15 protein-coding genes and 1 riboswitch are annotated in these 16135 nt (G+C 64.5%); of the genes, 3 read left to right on the top strand and 12 right to left on the bottom strand.

What is annotated here, in order from left to right; all coding sequences use genetic code 11:
• The 4 genes from ACMCNM_RS11850 to ACMCNM_RS11865 form a co-directional block, all read right to left on the bottom strand.
• Window positions 1-780, bottom strand: a complete 780-nt coding sequence (locus tag ACMCNM_RS11850; protein ID WP_412765916.1) for an ABC transporter ATP-binding protein — start codon at window positions 778-780, stop codon at window positions 1-3.
• A gap of 5 nt (window positions 781-785) precedes the next feature.
• Window positions 786-1802, bottom strand: coding sequence for a FecCD family ABC transporter permease (locus tag ACMCNM_RS11855; RefSeq protein WP_027593836.1), 1017 nt, complete (start codon window positions 1800-1802; stop codon window positions 786-788).
• On the bottom strand, window positions 1802-2812 hold the full coding sequence (locus ACMCNM_RS11860) for an ABC transporter substrate-binding protein (protein ID WP_275750403.1): 1011 nt from the start codon (window positions 2810-2812) through the stop codon (window positions 1802-1804). Before ACMCNM_RS11860 ends, ACMCNM_RS11855 begins: the two co-directional genes overlap by 1 nt.
• A 126-nt stretch (window positions 2813-2938) precedes the next feature.
• Window positions 2939-3138, bottom strand: a riboswitch (cobalamin riboswitch).
• 28 nt (window positions 3139-3166) lie between these two features.
• Window positions 3167-4333 (bottom strand): DUF1624 domain-containing protein, encoded by a 1167-nt coding sequence (locus ACMCNM_RS11865; protein ID WP_186678765.1) that lies wholly within the window; start codon window positions 4331-4333, stop codon window positions 3167-3169.
• A gap of 202 nt (window positions 4334-4535) precedes the next feature.
• Between ACMCNM_RS11865 and ACMCNM_RS11870 the strand changes: the two genes are divergently transcribed.
• A complete protein-coding gene (locus ACMCNM_RS11870) occupies window positions 4536-5282 on the top strand; it encodes an outer membrane beta-barrel protein (protein ID WP_099453547.1) in 747 nt (248 codons plus the stop codon).
• A 127-nt stretch (window positions 5283-5409) separates the two neighbouring features.
• Here ACMCNM_RS11870 and ACMCNM_RS11875 read toward each other — a convergent pair whose 3' ends face one another.
• The 3 genes from ACMCNM_RS11875 to lpxO form a co-directional block, all read right to left on the bottom strand.
• Complete coding sequence (locus ACMCNM_RS11875) at window positions 5410-5979, bottom strand: N-acetyltransferase family protein (RefSeq protein WP_412764401.1); 570 nt, start codon at window positions 5977-5979, stop codon at window positions 5410-5412.
• 78 nt (window positions 5980-6057) lie between these two features.
• Window positions 6058-6402, bottom strand: coding sequence for a carboxymuconolactone decarboxylase family protein (locus tag ACMCNM_RS11880; RefSeq protein WP_013973174.1), 345 nt, complete (start codon window positions 6400-6402; stop codon window positions 6058-6060).
• Window positions 6403-6499: 97 nt separating this feature from the next.
• Window positions 6500-7399, bottom strand: a complete 900-nt coding sequence (gene lpxO, locus ACMCNM_RS11885) for a lipid A hydroxylase LpxO (protein ID WP_027593830.1) — start codon at window positions 7397-7399, stop codon at window positions 6500-6502.
• Window positions 7400-7556: 157 nt separating this feature from the next.
• Between lpxO and thpR the strand changes: the two genes are divergently transcribed.
• Window positions 7557-8102, top strand: a complete 546-nt coding sequence (thpR, locus tag ACMCNM_RS11890; protein ID WP_085273273.1) for an RNA 2',3'-cyclic phosphodiesterase — start codon at window positions 7557-7559, stop codon at window positions 8100-8102.
• A 13-nt stretch (window positions 8103-8115) separates the two neighbouring features.
• On the opposite strand, the gene ACMCNM_RS11895 is transcribed toward thpR, so the two are convergent.
• The 4 genes from ACMCNM_RS11895 to ACMCNM_RS11910 all read right to left on the bottom strand — a co-directional run bounded on the left by ACMCNM_RS11895 (window position 8116) and on the right by ACMCNM_RS11910 (window position 13417).
• A complete protein-coding gene (locus ACMCNM_RS11895; RefSeq protein ID WP_412764402.1) occupies window positions 8116-10551 on the bottom strand; it encodes a TonB-dependent siderophore receptor in 2436 nt (811 codons plus the stop codon).
• A gap of 94 nt (window positions 10552-10645) precedes the next feature.
• Window positions 10646-11620 (bottom strand): FecR domain-containing protein, encoded by a 975-nt coding sequence (locus tag ACMCNM_RS11900; RefSeq protein ID WP_412764403.1) that lies wholly within the window; start codon window positions 11618-11620, stop codon window positions 10646-10648.
• Window positions 11617-12123: a sigma-70 family RNA polymerase sigma factor gene (locus ACMCNM_RS11905; protein ID WP_027593826.1), complete on the bottom strand. Its 507-nt coding sequence runs from the start codon at window positions 12121-12123 to the stop codon at window positions 11617-11619. Before ACMCNM_RS11905 ends, ACMCNM_RS11900 begins: the two co-directional genes overlap by 4 nt.
• A 388-nt stretch (window positions 12124-12511) precedes the next feature.
• Window positions 12512-13417 (bottom strand): AraC family transcriptional regulator, encoded by a 906-nt coding sequence (locus tag ACMCNM_RS11910; protein WP_085273275.1) that lies wholly within the window; start codon window positions 13415-13417, stop codon window positions 12512-12514.
• 180 nt (window positions 13418-13597) lie between these two features.
• On the opposite strand from ACMCNM_RS11910, the gene calA reads away from it, so the two are divergent.
• A complete protein-coding gene (calA, locus tag ACMCNM_RS11915) occupies window positions 13598-14650 on the top strand; it encodes a vanillin reductase (protein WP_186678760.1) in 1053 nt (350 codons plus the stop codon).
• A 64-nt stretch (window positions 14651-14714) separates the two neighbouring features.
• On the opposite strand, the gene ACMCNM_RS11920 is transcribed toward calA, so the two are convergent.
• The gene (locus ACMCNM_RS11920) at window positions 14715-16031 is read right to left on the bottom strand and encodes a hypothetical protein (protein ID WP_186678759.1); all 1317 of its coding nucleotides are present in this window, start codon (window positions 16029-16031) and stop codon (window positions 14715-14717) included.
• Window positions 16032-16135 lie beyond the last annotated feature (104 nt).

Raw genomic sequence — 16135 nt, forward strand, 5'->3', positions numbered from 1 at the left:
TCAGGGGGCGCGAAAACGCAGAATGCGTGCGCCGTCGAAGGGGTCGGTAAGGTAGTGGGCGTGTACGCCGAAGGTGCTCAGCAGGCGCTCTGGGGTGAGGACGTCGAGCGGCTTGCCGAGGGCGACAAGGCAGCCTTTGTCGAGCACCGCGAGGCGGTCGCAGGTCAGCGCCTGGTTGAGATCATGCAGGGCCACCAGCGTGGTAACCGGCAGCCCCTGCACCTGTTGCAACAGGCTCAGCTGGTGCTGGATGTCCAGGTGGTTGGTCGGCTCGTCGAGCAACAGCACCTGGGGGCGTTGCGCCAGGGCGCGGGCAATGTGCACGCGTTGGCGTTCGCCACCTGAAAGCGAATGCCAAAGCCGCTTGCGCAGGTGCAGGGCATCCAGGTCGGCCAAGGCCTGTTCGACGATGGCGCGGTCTGCTTTGCTGAACGGCGCCAGGGCCGACAGCCAGGGCGTGCGGCCCAGGGCAACGGCGTCGTACACGCTGATGGCGTCAGCGGTATCCGCTTGCTGCTCGACCAGCGCCAGAGCCTGGGCAATGCGCCGGCGTGGCAGTTGCGTGAGCGGCTCGCCCAGCAGCTCGACACAGCCACTGTCAGGCTTGCGCAGGCCCGCCAGCAGTTTGAGCAAAGTCGACTTGCCCGAGCCGTTAGGGCCGACGATGCCCAGCGTTTCGCCGGGGATAACGGTTAGCTCGATGTCGCGCAGTACAGGGTTGCCGCCCAACTGCAGCCCTAAGCCCTGGCAGGCTAGGGGGGCAATCTTCACGTTGGCCATGACGGTCATGGGCGCCCCCTTCTGCTGACCAGAATCAGCGCGAACACTGGCGCGCCGATCAGCGCGGTCACCACGCCCACCGGGATCACCTGGCCTGGGATCAGCGTGCGCGACAAGATATCGGCGCTGATCAGGAACAGCGCGCCGCCCAGCGCACTGGCCGGCAGCAGGCGGCTATGCCCGGGCCCCAGCAGCAGGCGCAGGGCGTGGGGGATGACCAGCCCGACAAAACCGATGGCGCCGACGATGGACACCATCACCGCCGTCACCAGCGCGGCACAACTGATCAGCAACAACTGGGTGCGCCGCACCGGGATCCCCAGCGACGCGGCCGAGTCGGCGCCGAAGGTAAAGGCATCCAGCGCGCGGCGATGCCACAGGCACACCACCAGCCCGAACAGTGCCACGGGCAGGGCCAGCCACACGGACGGCCAGCGCACGCCACTGAGGTTGCCCAGCAGCCAGAACAGAATGCCGCGCGCCTGCTCGGCGGTGGCCGACTTGGTGATGAGGAACGCGGTCAGCGCAGTGAACAGTTGCGAGCCAGCGATGCCGGCGAGTATCACCTGGGCGTTGTTGCTGCTCGGCCCGGCGGCGCGGGCCAGCACCAGCACCAGCGCAAACGCCGCCAACGCGCCGATGAAGGCGCCCCCGGACATGCTCAGGGCGACGCTGCCCAGCCCCAGCAGGCCTACCATCACCGCGCCGGTCGAGGCACCGGCCGACAACCCCAACAGGTAGGGCTCGGCCAGCGGGTTGCGCAGCAGCGCCTGCAGGATCACGCCACACGTGGCCAGCCCGGCGCCACAGGCGGCGGCGACCAGGGTGCGGGTCAGGCGGTAGTTCCAGACGATACCGGCATCGATGGGGTCGACCGGGTAACCGGCCTGCCACAGGTGATTGGCCAGCACTTGGTAGACCACGTTCGGCGCCAGGTTGCTCTCGCCGATCGCCGTGCCGGCCACCAGCGCGACACACAGGGCTGCCAGGGCCAGGGCGCTGTAGGGCAACAGGCGGCTCATCACTGGGCTGCTTTACCGCTGGCGAACGCCGTCGACAGCGTCTGCAGGCCGCGGAACAGGCGGATGCCGGCCTGCATCGCATCGGCGTCGAGGACGATGATGCGGTCGTTCTTCACCGCGTCCATGTTGCGGGTAACCGGGTCGTTGCGCAGGAATTCGAGTTTTTTCTGGTAGTCGTCTGCCGGGAAGCGGCGGCGGTCCATACGGGCGATGATCAACCAGGTCGGGTTGGCCTTGGCCAGGGTTTCCCAACCCACGGTCGGCCATTCTTCGGTGGACTCGACCACATTGCGCACCCCCAGCGTACGCAGCATGAAGTCAGCCACCCCTTGGCGGCCGGCGACGTAGGGGTCGATATCCAAGTCGGCGCTAGAGAACCAGAACAGTGCCGAGGTGTTCGACAAATCCTTGCCAGCCAAGTGCGCCTTGGCGCTGTCCAGGCGGCCCTTGAGGTCGGCGTTCAACGCGGCGCCGCGGTCTTGCACATCGAAGATTTCGGCCAGCTGGTTGACGCTCTTGTAGATGCTCTCGACCTGGAACGCCTGCAGGCGGGTGCCGTCGGCGCCCACCAGGTTGTCCTTGCCTTCGCAGTCCGACGGCAGCAAGTAGGTCGGGATCTTCAGCTCGTCGAACTGCTCGCGGGTGCCGACCACCCCTTGAGCGCCGACCATCCATTCAAACTGTACGGCCACCAGTTGCGGACGCTTGCCGACCACCGCCTCGAAACTGGGGTCGTTGTCGGCCAGGCGCTCGACCTTGTCGTTCAGCGCCTTGTACTCGGGCAGTACGTTGTTGAACCACAGCGAGGTGCCGGCCAGTTTGTCGCCCAGCCCCAGTGCGTAGAGCATCTCGGTGCCGGCCTGGCCAATGGTCACTGCACGCTCGGGCGCGTGGGCGAAGGTCTGCGGCATGCCGCAGTTGTCGACCGTGAGCGGGTAGTGGGTGGCGGCAGCCTGGGCCAGGCTGGTGAGGCCGAGGCCGGCGATCAAAGCGGCAAGACGAGGCAGCATGAGGGGACGATCTCCTATCGAAGGGTTCACGGAATGAACGCATGGACAGGCATCGCCGAGCCTCGTGCACGCGGCAGGGGGCAGCACCCAGAAAAGGGTGGAGATGGCCATCCCGGACACCCCGCCGGTTGGTGTTTTTGCGCCGGCAGGTCTCCTGACTGGTGCGTCATGGCCCAGCTCCAGCCTTCCCGGACAAGGTTATCCAGTGGCATCGATGGAGCAGGCTCGGCACCTACAGTTGCGGGGGCAGTTCCGTTTGGCCCGCGTTAGCGGGCTTGGGATTCCCTATTAATTCCGTGGTGGAAACCGGCGGCCGGCATGGTAGACCATCAGGCAGCCGGGTGAAAACGCTTTTCAGAAGTACTTGAGCCAGGTGATGTCACGCCGACGCGCCTTCAGCCGGGCGAAGCTACGTACCGGCAGGTACAGAGACACGGCGAGCAAGGCGGCGCCCAGCCACACGGCGCCGATGCCGTCGAAGCCAAAGTAATCCCCCTGGTTGTGGCCGAACAGCGCGACGCAGGCCAGGTAAAGCAGCTTCAGCACATACAGGTGCAGCAGGTAGAAAAACATCGGTGCTGCGCCGTAAACCGCCAGGGCGTTGATCCAGCGGGCCTGGCCGGCACGCTCGAAGGCGCGCAACAGCAGCAGGCCACAGCCCAGGGTGAGGGCCAGGAACAGCAAGGACGGCGGATACTTGGTGATGTTGAAGAAGCTCATCAGCGTTTGCGTCAACGTCGGGTACCCGCTCCAGGGTGCCTCGCCGTAGCCGTTGAGCATGCGCAGCACGACAAAACCAAGCAGTGCGATCACCCCGGCCAGCAGCAGGCGGTGCTGGCGTTGGCCTGCGTCGCTGCCACGGGCGAACCAGGGGCCAAGGCCGTAGCCCAAGGCGATGACGCCTATCCAGGGCAGCACGGGGTACGACGTGCGCAGGCGCAGGTGGTCGGAGAATGCCAGCCAGCCACGGTCGTGCAGGATTGCCCACGGCACGTGCAGGGCCGACTCAGCGCCGAAGTGCAGGCTGTCGAGCAGGTTGTGCCCGGCGACGATGATTGCACCCAGGGCGATCAGCGCTGCCCGTGGCAACCACACCAGCAGCGACAGGGCGATCATGCTCACGCCGATGGCCCAGATCACTTGCAGGTAGATCACGCTGGGGGGTAGTTGGAAGGTCCAGGCGAAGTTGACCAGGGTGAACTCCAGTGCCACGAGGAACAGCCCACGTTTGAACAGAAAGGCCGAGACATCGCTACGGCCCTGGTACTTCTCGCCATACAGCCAGGCCGAAAGGCCAGTCAACAGGACAAACACCGGCGCGCATAGGTGGGCCAGGGTACGGCTGAAGAACAACGACGGGTCGGTGACGTCGATGGCCATCGGGTCGCTGACCTGGCGGTGCAGAAAGAAGGTCTCGCGGACGTGGTCCAGGAGCATGAACAGGATGACCAGGCCGCGCAGGGCATCGATGCTCTGCAGGCGCTGGGTAAGCAGGGTGGGGGTGGCGCTGGCGCTAGTCATGGAAGGTCGCTGGTAGGAATGGGTGTCAAATGAAACGTTATCTTATAACTTAAATTGGGTGGCCAGCAATGGGGATTTGGAGGGGTGTATGGCGCTGCATAGCCCAAGGCATTCGCTCTCAATGAATTTTTTCGAACTTTCTCCAAAGCGTGTCTCTCGAACCGCTCGTTATCACTGTTTTCACGTCATGGAGACTTCACGCATGTCCGCTCGTCACCTGTTGCGTCACACTTGCCTGCTCGCCTTGATCGCTTCGCCTTTAGCCGCCACCGCCGCGCCCAGTACCGACCCGCTGTTCACCCTCGGCCTGCTGGGTGCCTATAACGACTTCAAATTCGAAGGCGGCAGCGAAACCGACAAGGAACACTTGGGGCAGGGCGGTGTATTCGCCACCTTCGGCAACAAGATGACCGCCGAATCCGGCTTCATCTACCAGATCGGTGCCGAGGCCAAGTACGGCAAGAAGAATGACAACAAACTCAAGGAAGCCCAGGCCGATCTCGACCTCGGCTGGCGTGCGGCGCTGGACGCGCGCAACTTTGTCGATGTGACCGTGGGCGGCGGCTACAGCTGGTCGCGCTTCGAGCCCGAGATCAACGACCTGGACACTAAACTCACGGTCAAGTCGCCCTTCGCCAAGGCGGCCTTGGGTTACAACCACCAGTTCGATGCGTCGACCCTGCGCGTGGAGGTGGGCGCGCGCCACACCCTCGATGGCCGTGCGCGCCTGAAGGTGGATGATTTCGGCAGTGACACCGTGGACCTGAAGGACCGCACCAACCCCTATGCCGAGGTCACCTTGCTGATGAACCAGCAGGGCGGCATGCCGGTACAGGCGGGGGTGTACTACACGCGCACCGAGTACAAGCTGGATGGCGATTCGCCCGTGGCGGACAACACCAAACTCAAGCGTGATGAGTTTGGCTTCAAGGTCGGCTTGGCGTTCTAAGCAGCGATTTGCCAACACCGCGGTTTGTGTAGGAGCAGCCTTGCGCTGCGAAGGGGCCAGTTCAGGCGATGACCAGCATGATGCAGGCGCTGGCCTCTTCGCAGCGCAAGGCTGCTCCTACCGTCGGCTAACGCCCCCGGCGGCGCGACACGCGAGCCTCGATGTTCTTGCGCCCGATCAGCAGTGGCGGTTTTTCCACCACTGGCTCATCCGCCAGCCACTTGTACATCACCAGGCAATCCACCAAGCCCAGCCGGGCATGCCGGAAAGCCTTGGGCAGGCGGCCGACCGTTTCGAAACCGAGCTTGTGCCACAGCGCCACGGCCACTTCGTTGCTGGCCACGACCGAATTGAACTGCAGCGCCAGAAACCCCTCCTGGCGCGCCAGCTTTTGCGAATGCTCGCACATCATCCGGGCCACACCACGGCCACGCGCGGCCTCGCAGACCATGTAACCGCAGTTGCCTACGTGGGCCCCGGGGCCGGCAGCATTGGCTTTGAGGTAGTAGGAACCCAACAGCTCACCGTCGCGCTCTGCTACCCAGGTGCGAAGGGGCATCTCCAGCCACAACTGGCGGGCCTGGTCGAAGTTCAGGGCAGGGTCGAAGGCGTAGGTTTCACGGGCCTGGACAATGGCCTGGAAGGTGGGCCAGAAACGCTCGAAGTCCTCGGGCGTCATGGGGCGGATGTGGATCATGGTGGTTCCTGCAATGGCTGGACCGCCAAGTCTGGGTGGCGCGGCGCCGTCGCGCAAGGGCGGCGACGCCACGCGGGGTCAGCCGTTGGCCTTGCCCACTGCGTCCATGGCGCGTGCCGAGTACACCAATGCGGCGCCGGCGTTCATCGCCACCGCTACGCCAAGGGCCTCGGCAATCTCTTCGCGGCTGGCGCCGTGTTTCACTGCCTGCTGCGAATGCACGGCGATGCAGCCGTCACAACGGGTGGTTACGGCCACCGCGAGGGAGATCAGTTCGCGGGTCTTGGCGTCCAGGTGGTTGGTCTTGGCGCCCGCACCGCTGGCGGTCATGTAGCCGGCCACGGTGTCGGGAGACAACTGCTTGAGATCGCCGATGCCGGCCATCAACTGCTTACGGTAGGCGTCCCAGTCCATCATGCTCATCGTCTTCACCTTGGGGTGGTTGCGAGTGGAGCTTTCAGGCTAGTCGAAAAAGGCGAGGGCATCTGCTGCCTGTACCGACGGCACAGGCAGCGCTGAATCAGATGTAGATGAACACCAGCACCAGTGCCGCCACCACTGCCCATTTTTCCAGGTAGTAGCGCATGCGATTGCGCTTTTTCAGCGCCTTGCCGCGTTCGCGGATCTTGTAGATGCGGGTGAATAGCCGGTTGATGCCACCGGTCTTGTCGTTGGCATCGTTGGGCGCGGCGGCGGCTGCCATCACGTTGCGGCTGAACCAGCGGTTGAACGCCGTTGCCCAGCGGTACTTGAGCGGGCGCTCGACATCGCAGAACAGGATGATGCGGTTGTGGTCGGTGGTGTTGGCCGCGTAATGGATGTAGGTTTCGTCGAAGATCACGCCCTCACCGTCGCGCCACGAGTACTTCTCGCCGTCCACGTCGATATAGCAACCGTCATCGTTCGGCGTGTCCAGGCCCAGGTGGTAGCGGTAGGAGCCGGCGTACGGGTCGCGGTGGCGCACCAGCTTGGCGCCCGGTGGCAAGGTGGCGAACATCGCAGCCTTGACCGTGCCGATGCCTTGCAGCAGTTCGGTGGTGCGTGGGCACAGGGTCATGGCCGAAGGGTGGCTTTCGCCGTACCACTTCAGGTAGAAGCGCTTCCAACCGGTCTTGAAGAATGAGTTGAAACCGACGTCATCGTAGTTCTCGGATTTCTTGATTTCACCGACGTGGAGCAACTGCTGCGCCTCGGCACGGATTTCCTGCCAGTGGTCCTGCAGCGGTTGCAGTTCGGGGAAGGCCTCGACCGGCAAGTAGGGCTTGGCCGGGTGCTTGGAAAACAGGTAGAGGAAACTGTTGACCGGGGCCAGGAAGCTGGAGTGGTCGCCCAGCTGACGAGTCAGCTTGTGGCGAACGCGACCGCGTAGGTGAACATAGGCGATCGACAGAACAAAGAGGAGTACGAGTGCAATTTTCATGGACGTTTACTTGTCGAAAAATGGCCATGCGCCATGGCATAAGCTGGCCAGCATAAACAATCATGGGAGCAGTTTGTACTTATTGTTACGTGACTACCGCGCGACTTAGGTGTAATGGCCTAGCGCTTGCGCAAACGTTTCATGTCAAGGAGATCACATGGTTCAGGACGTTCGCCCCAGTGGCGCCCCCTTCAAACGGCTGTTTTTCGCGTTGCCGGTCAGCGATGCCCAGCGCCGTGCCCTGGCCCAGTGGCGGCGTGGCTTGAACTTGCGCACTGGCAAGCCGGTACCCGCCGACAACTTCCATGTGACGCTGCTGTTTCTCGGTGATGTAGACACCGCCTTGCTGCCCTCGATCTGCGCTGCGGTCGATGCGCTCAAGCGCCCAGCTGCGGCGCCGCGCCTGTTGCTCGACCGTTTGCAGGTGTGGCCGCGCGCCAGTGCGCTGGTGCTTGAGCCGCAGCAAACGCCGCCGGCCTTGCTGCAACTGGTGTATGGCCTGCAGCAGGCGCTGCTGCCATTGGGAGTGGAGGCGGCGAGCCGTGAGTACCGCCCGCACCTGACCTTGTCCAGGGACTACCGCGGCCAGCCGCCGGAGGCCGCCACGGCGCCGGAGTTCTTCCTGGCCGCGCGGCACTTCGCCCTGTATGAATCGCGCAAGGGCGTGTATTGGCCGCTTGCGCAATGGCCGTTGACCGAGTGATGCGTGCTGCGTTTTAAAACTCAGGCGTGTACTTGACCGTCAACATGAAGTTGCGGGGCTCGCCGTAGTTGTTGCTGCCATTGAGCTGGTTGAAGCCGGCAACCCAGTACTTCTTGTCGAACAGGTTGTTGGCGTTGACCGCAAGGTTCACTTCCGGCGTCAGCTGATACGCCAGGCGCGCGCTCCACACGGTGTAGCCAGGCACGGTGTAGGTGCGTTCGTAGCCCAGGGTATGGCTTTGGCTGGTGAAGCCCAGGCCGGTGCTCCAGCGTTGGCCGTCCAGTGGCAGGGTGTAGTCGCCCCAAGCGCGCAACATGTGCTTGGGCGTCCACTGGCTGAACACGCGGCCTTCTTCGTCCGGGTCGTCGAGGAACTTGGTGGTGTTGTAGGTGTAGCCAGCAAACAGCTGCAGGCCGCTGAGCACTTCGCCGCTGATCTCGGCCTCGATGCCCTGGCTACGCACCTTGCCCGCCGCAGTGGAGCAGTACCAGTCATCACAGGCAAAGCCCGAAGCCACGTCGGTCACCGCACGGTTTTCTTGGTCGTAGCGGAACACCGCCAGCGAGGCGTTGACCCGGCCGTCCAGCAATTCGCCCTTAAGGCCCGTTTCGTAGTTGCTGCCGATTACAGGCTTGAGTGGTACGTTGTTGACGGCCCGCTCGGTCTGCGGCACGAACACGTCGGTGTAGCTGGCGTACCAGGCCCATTCACGGGTCAGGTCGTAGACGAAGCCGGCATACGGGGTGACTTCGCCCGACTCGGTCATGCGGCTGGTGGGGGTGCGGCTGCCGGGGTCGGTGCGGCTGTTGAAGTCGATCGAGTCCCAGCTGTAGTCGAACCAGCTGACCCGCGAGCCGAGGATCAGGGTCAGGTCATCGGTCGGCTTGACCCGCCACACGCCGTATAGGCCTTTTTGGCGGATGTCATAGCTGGCCTTGTTGGAGCGCGCGAGTTTGCCGTCGAACACACTGTCACGGCTAGGCTCGGGGCGGTTGTGGTCGATGTCGAAGAGGGTGTCGCCAGACGCGGCGAAGTTGCGCCAATAGGCGTCGTCCGACGTCAGCTTGGAGTAGTTGCCGCCGACGGTGATTTCATGGGCCAGCGGCCCGGTGTTGAAGTGGCCCACCACGTTCATGTCCAGGCCCAGCTTGGTGTTGTGGAAGTCGGTGAGCCAGTCGGCATAGGTGATGCCGCTGCCGTCCGGCGCCACGCCCTGGCCGGTCGACTGCACGCGCTGGTGCGTGGAAGTGTTGATTTCGTCCATGCGCACGGCGGCGGCCTTGAACGCCCAGTCGTCGTTGAAGCGGTGTTCGAGGTCCGCGTAATAGGTGGTCACGTCGGTTTCGGCACGGTTCCAACGGGCGCCGGTGAAGGTCGAGCGGGGCAGGTCGACCGGCTTGCCGTCGGTGTAGCGGGGGATGCCACGCAGCATTGGCCGCGACTGCTGGCGGTTGTAGCTGATGCCGGCACCTACGGTGGTGGCGTCGTTCAGGTCAATGTCCAGCGCGCCATACAGGGAGTGGGACTTGCTCCATTGGTAGTCGATGAAGCTGTCGCTCTGGTCCTCGTCGGCCACCATCCGGCCGCGCACGCGGCCGTCGGCGGTCAGCGGGCCGCCAGCGTCCAGTTGCAGGCCGTAGTGGTCCCAGGAGCCAGCCTTGCCGGTGACGGTGACGGTCGGGGTGGCCTGCCCGCGTTTGCGCACCAGGTTGATCGCGCCGCCGGGGCTGCCGGTGCCTTGCAGCAAGCCCGAGGCGCCGCGCAGGACCTCGATGCGGTCGAAGAACACCAGGTCCTGGGTCGCCCAGTTGCCCAGCGAATAATTGTTACGCGGGATAGGCACGCCGTCGTACTGCCAGTCGTCGATCTGGAACCCGCGCGATGTCACCACCACGCCTGGGCCGATGCCTTGCGCGCCGACGATCCCGGTGGTGTGGTTGAGCGCCTCCTGCAGGTCGGTGATGCCTTGGTCATCCAGCTGTTTACGGGTAATCACCGTCACCGATTGAGGGATTTCCTTGAGGGTGTGCGTGCCTTTGCCAAGGGTCACCGCGCGGGCGGCGTACGAGCCGCTGCCTTCGCTGGTGGCATCCAGGTAATTGTCGGTGATGCTGGTACTGCCAAGCTCCAGCACGTCGCTCTCTGGGGTTGCCGGGGCGACGCTGAAGTGGCCGCTGCTGGTCAGCCGCAATTGCAGGCCGCTGCCGACCAGCGCGGTTTGCATGGCTTGCTCGGCACTCATCTGGCCGACGACTGCCGGCGCCTGCTTGCCGCGTACCAGCTGGGGTTCGAGCGCGATGATGTAGCCGCTCTGGCTGGCAATCCGGTTAAGGGTGGCGGCCAGGCTGGCAGGCGGCAGGTCGAACGCCAGGGTCTGCACCTGGGCATGGGCATTGAGGCTGCTCAGGGCAACGACGAGGGGCAAGGCGCGGGGCCAGAGGTTGAGCACAGAATTCTCCCGAATGAAGTGACTTGTCAGGAGATAGGTGGGACGAGAAACGAAAACCGGACACGCCCGCGAATGATTTTCACAAATATTTTCATTAGCCTTGGCTGGGGTCGATCAACGTCACCCAGGGGCCGAACGGTTCGACCTTGATCGGCAGGGCTTCCGCCAGGGCAGCCAGCGCCTCCTGCGGCTGGTCCAGCGGGAACACGCCTTGCACGCGCATCCCGCGCACCGCCGGCGCCAGCCGTATGTAGCCGCGCTGGTAGGGGCGCAGGGCATCGATGACCGCGTGCAGGGGTTCGTCGAGCACTTCTAGGCGCCCATACAGCCAGGCGCAGCGTTGTTGCTGCTCGCCGCCCAGTTGCTGGATGCCATCGCTGCGCAGCAGGGCTGCCTGCCCCTGTTGCACGTCTTGCCAGCGGCCATCGCGCAGGCTGGCGCGCACGCTGTGCTCCAGCACCACGACGCGGGTAGCGGCTTGCTCTTGGCTTACCAGAAAGCGGGTGCCCAGCGCCTGCACTTGCCCTTGGGGCGTGCGCACGCGCAGGGGCCGCTGAGGGTCGGCCGCAACCTGAATCACTATTTCGCCACGGCGCAGTATCAGCAGGCGTTGGCTGGCATCGAACTGCAGGTCGACGGCACTGGCGCTGTTGAGGCTCAGGCGGCTGCCGTCTGCCAGGGTAAAGCTGCGCCGCTCGCCGCTGGCGGTGTGCAGGTCAGCCAGCCAGTTTTGCGCGCTGTCGCTGCGCCAACCGCTCCACAAGGCGCCTGCGACGACACCCATGCCTGCCAGCGCGCCCAGCACTTCGCGGCGAGAGTGGGTGGGCGTGAGCAGCAGTTGGCGGGCTTCGGCGGCTTGCCCTGGGGCACGTTGGTCCAGCGCGTGCAGCGCCGCAAACGGGCTGCCCAGGCGTTGTTGCAGGCGGTCCCAGGCGCGTTGGTGTGCGGGGTCCTGGCGCAGCCAGTGCGCCAGGCGTTGCAGCAGCGCCTGGTCAGGCGTGCCGGCCTTGAGTGCGACCATCCAGTCGATGGCCTGCTCGCTGATCGGGTCCAGGTGTGTTGCGCTCATGCGTGCACCTCACACAGGTAGCACTGGCGCAGGGCCTGCTTCATGTGGCGGCTGACGGTGCGTTCGCTGATCTGCAAACGGGCGGCGATGTCGACGTAGCTCATGCCATCGAGCTGGCTGTAGAGGAAGGCGGCCTTGACCATGGCGGGCAAGCCGTCCAGCACCTTGTCGATGGTCACCAGTGCCTCGATCAGCAGCAGTTGCTCTTCGGCAGAAGGGGCGATGGGTTCGGGCAGCAGCGCCAAGCGCTCGAGGTACGCCTGCTCGAGTTGGCGACGGCGGTACCGATCGAAGATCAGCCGACGGGCGATGGTCGAGAGGTAGGCACGCGGTTGCTCGATGCTGTCCGGGTCGACGCGTGCGCCCAGCATCTGGCAGAACGCCTCGGCTGCCGTGTCCTCGGCATCGGCGCGATTACGCAGGCGTTTGAAGACATGTTGGAGCAGCCAGCGGTGATGGTCGCTGAAGAAGAAGCCCAGCTTGCGGGTCGATGTGCTGTCCAACGCCTGGTATCCAGTTGTGAGTGCGAATCTTTCTCAATATTAGCTGGGTCGGTTGGTGGGTAGCAATGGGGGGGTGAGATGTTGGGTGTGTATGGCTGGGGTTTGATGGTGTGGCGGAAACCGAGCGCCGCCCGCGCGGCGCATCGCGAGCAACGCTCGCTCCTACGTCTGTTTCGGGCCAGTAAAGCCTGTGATAGTTGCGCGCGACCGCCTTGTTTGATCTATCCGATATCGTGTCAGGCACCAGGGGACCGCGCGCCTATGCCCCAGAAATAATTGGCCCGAAACAGACGTAGGAGCGAGCGTTGCTCGCGATGCGCCGCGCGGGCGGCGCTCGGTTTCTGCCACACCACAACGCCCCAGCCAGACACCTGACGGCCACCACCAATCAAACCGGCAAACTCTGGTACGCCACTTCATCCCCCGGGCTGCGGTCAAACTGGCGTTTGTACTCGCGGCTGAACTGCGAGGTGCTCTGGTAGCCCACCCGGTGCGCCGTCTGCGCCACTCCCAGGCCCTCGCCGATCAGCATCTGCTGCGCCTTGAGCAGCCGCAGGCGCTTGAGGTATTGCATGGGGGCCATGTCGGTGCAGCGTTTGAAATGCTCATGGAAGGTCGACACGCTCATGTTGGCGCGTGCCGCCAGCGCCTCGACGCTCAAGGGTTCGGTGTAGTGTTCACGCAAGTGGGCGAGGGCGGCGCCGATGCGGGCGAAATGCCCCTGCTGTTCGACCAACGCCCGCAACACGCCGGCTTGCGGGCCGCGTAGCGCGGTATAGAGCACTTCGCGCACCCGCGCCGGGCCGAGCACCTTGGCATCCAGCGGGTCTTGCAGGCAGCTCAGCAGCCGTTCGACGCTCTCGCGCATGGGCGCATCCAGCGCCGCAGAGGTCATGGACTGCGGGGTCTGGGCCTGGACGGCGGCATCCGGTGCCAGGTCCATGCTTTGCACCAATTCACCGAGCACGCTGCGGTCAATGTCCACTGCCACGCCCAACAGCGGCGCCTCGCGGGTGGCGAAGGTTTCGCACATGAACGGCACCGACAACGCCTGCACCAAGTAGTGGCCCGCACCGTACTCCAGGGTGCGCGGCCCCAGCCGCGCGAGTTTGCTGCCCTGGGCCAGGATCATCAGGCTTGGCTCGTAGATTTGCGGGCTGCTGGCGACATAGTGGTCCCAGCTCAGCACCTGCACTTGGGGCAGGTGAGTGGGCACGAAACCCGGGCGCGTGGCGAGGCGGCGGATCAGCGCGCAGAGGGGGGCGTTAGCGTCGACATGGCGGGTGAGCTGCATGGTGAACCTGGGCAGAGAATCAGACAGTTGCATCATCGCAGATTGAAGCTCTAGCGTCAGATGCTTGCGGGAAACTCCGGAGAATCAGGCATGCATGCCGGAGAATCTGCGGTGGGCGAGGCGAGGCAGGGCGCGCAAAATTCGCCGCCTGAATCGTTTCACTTCTCTGCGAGGTCCCGCATGTACACCGCCATCGGTTATGCCGCCCAAACCCCGACCAGCCCTCTGGCTCCCATGACCTTCGAACGCCGCAGCCCGCGCCCGGACGATGTTGCCATCGAGATTCTCTACTGCGGTGTGTGCCACTCCGACATCCACCAGGCACGCAACGAATGGGGCATCGCCGTGTACCCGTTGATGCCGGGCCACGAGATCATCGGCCGGGTCACCGCGGTGGGCGACAAGGTGTCCGCGCACAAGGTCGGCGACCTGGTAGGCGTCGGTTGCATGGTCGATTCCTGCCGCCACTGTGAGGCGTGTGCCAAGGACCTGGAGCAATACTGCGTGGAAGGCCCGACCATGACCTACGCCACCCCTGACCGGGTCGATGGCAGCAACACCATGGGTGGCTATTCCAGCAGCATCGTCGTCAGCGAGCACTTTGTGGTGCGTATCCCTGCCGGCATGGACCTGCCAAGCGCCGCGCCGATCTTGTGCGCCGGTATCACCACCTATTCGCCGCTCAAGCACCACGGCGTTGGCCCTGGCCACAAGGTAGGCATCCTGGGCATGGGCGGCCTCGGCCACATGGGTATCAAACTGGCCAAGGCGCTGGGCGCGGAAGTGACCTTGTTCACCCGTTCGCCAGCCAAGGCCGAGGAAGCGCGCCGCCAGGGTGCCGACCATGTGATCGTGTCCACCGATGACGAGCAGATGCGCGCCGCGGCAGGTCGCTTCGACTTCCTGCTCGACACCATTCCGGTGCAGCACGACCTCAATCCGTACCTGGAAACCCTCACCTTCGATGGTGTGCATATTCTGGTCGGCCTGATCGAACCGATTGAACCGGCGCTGCACGCGGCCAACCTGGTGCTCAAGCGTCGGGTACTGGCCGGCTCGCTGATCGGCGGCATCGCCGAGACTCAGGAAGTGCTGGATTTCTGTGCGGAGCACGACATCCGTTGCGATATCGAGATGCTCGATATTCGTAATATCAACCAGGCTTACGAGCGGATGATTGCTGGGGATGTGAAGTACCGCTTTGTGATCGACATGGCCACGCTTCAGGGCTGATCGAGTAGTCGTCTGTACTGGCCTCTTCGCGGTCCGACTTGCCCGCGAAGAAGCCAGTGCAGATCTACCAGACCAGCGCCTTGTCCCACCCCTTCCAGAACAACCAGCGCCGCACTTCACCATGCTCGCCGGTACCGATCTGCCACTCAGGCCGCCCACTGCCCAGCGCAATCACCGAGATGAACCCGGCATGGCTCGCCGCAACCAGCGTGCGTCCATCGGCGCTGATGTCCATGGCGCTGATGGTCGACCCCAGGAAGTGCTGCCAATGTTCCGTGCCCTCTTCGCCAAAGGCCCGCAGGTAGCCGTAGGCATCGCCGACGATGTACTCGCCATCGCCTGCGACCCCGGCATACACCCGCGCTCCGTCTTGCAGCAGTGGGGTGCGTGGGTCTTCGCTGTAATAGTCGGTGTCCAGGCCCGCAAGGTCTGCCACGCGTACCCCCAGTGTGCCGCCGTTGTAGAAGTGGCAGGCATTGACGATCAACTGGTCGCCGCTGCGGTTGAACAGGGCGAAGTGCGGGTATTCGCCGCCGGGGCCGATCTGCGCCACTTCCTCCAACTGGTCATTCAGCACCAGGTGGCGGCTGCATTGTTCACCCACCACGATCAGGCGCCCGTCCGGCGACACTGCACCGTGCTCCATGGCCAGGCCCAGGGCGATATCGTCCGGGTCGGTGCCTTCGGCCAGTTCCTCGAGTATCTGCGACTGGCGTGGCAGCAGCCGGGTGGCACCTTCAGCGGCCAGCAGGTAAATACCCTCGGCGCTCACCAGCAGCACCCGCTGGCCACCGGCGAAGGGCACCAGGCTGGTGGGTGTGGGTGGCAGGTCGAGCGGCTCGAACGGGTAACCCGCTGGCAGGCCTTCGAGCCCGCTAGGCCAGGCCAGGCGAGCGACCTGCGGGCCGCCCCAGCCATCGGTCACGCGCACGCCCTCGGCGTTGGCCAGGGCAAAGTAGCGGCGCTGTGGGCAACGCCCGAAGTGCTCGATACCGATGACGGGCGTCACGCCTTGTTGATCGATGCGCACCACTTGGCCCTTTTCATAGGGCATGCCAATGCGCGCGAGCAGGCTGCCGTCGTCCAGCACCAGGACGCTGCTGATGCCTTGGCCATGCGCGTCGAGCAGCGGCACCAGCGGCAGGTGGGCAGGCGGCCAGGCGGCGCGGAAGGCTTGGCGTTGCTGTTCGTCCACCCCCGGCCGGTTGATCGCTTCCAAGGCGGCCTGCCAGGCGTCGAGCAGGTGCTCGGTGGCCGCAGGCTGTGGTTCTTCGAGGTTGTCCCAGCCCTGTGCGCAGCCTTGCGCGACGTAGCGGTTGATGGCTTGGGCGTAGGTGGTGACCGCCTGCTGCCACTGCTGCTGGGGTTGTTGCTTGTCCATGGGCGGATCGGGCTCCTTGTTCCGCTTGCAATTCACATTAAGCGGGCATGTTACTCGCAATGTGCCGCTGGTTGTGAGGCCCGGTATTGACGCGTACCATGCCG

Origin of the sequence: Pseudomonas sp. NGC7 (genome assembly GCF_047159675.1) — a bacterium.
GTDB lineage: Bacteria > Pseudomonadota > Gammaproteobacteria > Pseudomonadales > Pseudomonadaceae > Aquipseudomonas > Aquipseudomonas kermanshahensis.

Excerpts from the sequence above, each read along its gene's own strand:
- ACMCNM_RS11900 (WP_412764403.1), bottom strand. The coding sequence starts at position 11,620 with ATGAGCGCAACACACCTGGACCCGATCAGCGAGCAGGCCATCGACTGG.
- ACMCNM_RS11860 (WP_275750403.1), bottom strand. The coding sequence starts at position 2,812 with ATGCTGCCTCGTCTTGCCGCTTTGATCGCCGGCCTCGGCCTCACCAGC.
- ACMCNM_RS11880 (WP_013973174.1), bottom strand. The coding sequence starts at position 6,402 with ATGAGCATGATGGACTGGGACGCCTACCGTAAGCAGTTGATGGCCGGC.
- ACMCNM_RS11875 (WP_412764401.1), bottom strand. The coding sequence starts at position 5,979 with ATGATCCACATCCGCCCCATGACGCCCGAGGACTTCGAGCGTTTCTGG.
- ACMCNM_RS11910 (WP_085273275.1), bottom strand. The coding sequence starts at position 13,417 with ATGCAGCTCACCCGCCATGTCGACGCTAACGCCCCCCTCTGCGCGCTG.
- ACMCNM_RS11855 (WP_027593836.1), bottom strand. The coding sequence starts at position 1,802 with ATGAGCCGCCTGTTGCCCTACAGCGCCCTGGCCCTGGCAGCCCTGTGT.
- calA (WP_186678760.1), top strand. The coding sequence starts at position 13,598 with ATGTACACCGCCATCGGTTATGCCGCCCAAACCCCGACCAGCCCTCTG.
- thpR (WP_085273273.1), top strand. The coding sequence starts at position 7,557 with ATGGTTCAGGACGTTCGCCCCAGTGGCGCCCCCTTCAAACGGCTGTTT.
- ACMCNM_RS11865 (WP_186678765.1), bottom strand. The coding sequence starts at position 4,333 with ATGACTAGCGCCAGCGCCACCCCCACCCTGCTTACCCAGCGCCTGCAG.
- lpxO (WP_027593830.1), bottom strand. The coding sequence starts at position 7,399 with ATGAAAATTGCACTCGTACTCCTCTTTGTTCTGTCGATCGCCTATGTT.
- ACMCNM_RS11850 (WP_412765916.1), bottom strand. The coding sequence starts at position 780 with ATGGCCAACGTGAAGATTGCCCCCCTAGCCTGCCAGGGCTTAGGGCTG.
- ACMCNM_RS11870 (WP_099453547.1), top strand. The coding sequence starts at position 4,536 with ATGTCCGCTCGTCACCTGTTGCGTCACACTTGCCTGCTCGCCTTGATC.
- ACMCNM_RS11920 (WP_186678759.1), bottom strand. The coding sequence starts at position 16,031 with ATGGACAAGCAACAACCCCAGCAGCAGTGGCAGCAGGCGGTCACCACC.